This window comes from Campylobacter sp. RM16189, assembly GCF_012978815.1.
Taxonomy (GTDB): Bacteria; Campylobacterota; Campylobacteria; order Campylobacterales; family Campylobacteraceae; genus Campylobacter_A.
In genome coordinates this window covers 1-734 of the sequence record NZ_LIWR01000034.1, presented here as the reverse complement: position 1 = coordinate 734, position 734 = coordinate 1, and the positions used below count along the sequence as shown (strand labels likewise).

The 734-nt window shown below is 26.0% G+C and carries 1 protein-coding gene; it reads left to right on the top strand.

All coding sequences use genetic code 11. The annotated features are described in order from the left end of the window. Positions 1–257: GNAT family N-acetyltransferase (locus CDOM16189_RS08035; protein WP_170000957.1), on the top strand; the 257-nt coding region annotated here is incomplete at its 5' end. Positions 258–734 lie beyond the last annotated feature (477 nt).

Sequence of the window (734 nt, the reverse complement as noted above, 5' to 3'; positions counted from 1 at the left end):
AAATAGCTTATCACTTTGACGATAAAAGAAGTATATATGTTACAAACGTTATCATATACGCACCTTACCGTAAAAAAGGATACGGAAAGATTGCATTAACGCTATTATGCAAAAAAGCAAAAGATAACGGTATCAAAGAGATATATGATGATATAGCGATAGATAATCCTGCAATAAACTTATTTCTAAGTTGCGGCTTTAAAGAAGAGTATAGAACAACTGAATATGTTATGTTAAAAAAGATATTGGTTGATTAATATAAAATTTGTATTGAAAATTAATTGATAACTTTTAAAAACAAAGCTCTTAATTTAAGTATTTTAATAAAACATAAAAAACCTATCATTTTTTTCATCTCATTTAAATCCATAAATTTAGGGATTTAACATATTTTTATGATCTTACCTTTTGAAAACCAATTGAAAAATTTATGAAATTTAACAAAAACTTTTCCTATTTTTTCCATTTTATTGCTTTATTTATATCAAGTTATTCTAAAATATTCCAAATAAAAGTGTGTCGCTAGTGTGTCGATGGCTGTTTTTTCAATATAGCAAATATTGTAAATATCGGTATTCTTACATAGCTTGTTCTCTTCCAGCATCCGGAGCCATTTCCTTTCAGTTCCATTTTTTTCTTTATTTTTCCACTTTATTCTTTTTCTTTCCGAAAAGTTCTTAGAAAGCCTTAAATACGAGCTTAGAATCAACTATTTTTCTTTGATTTTTGATCTA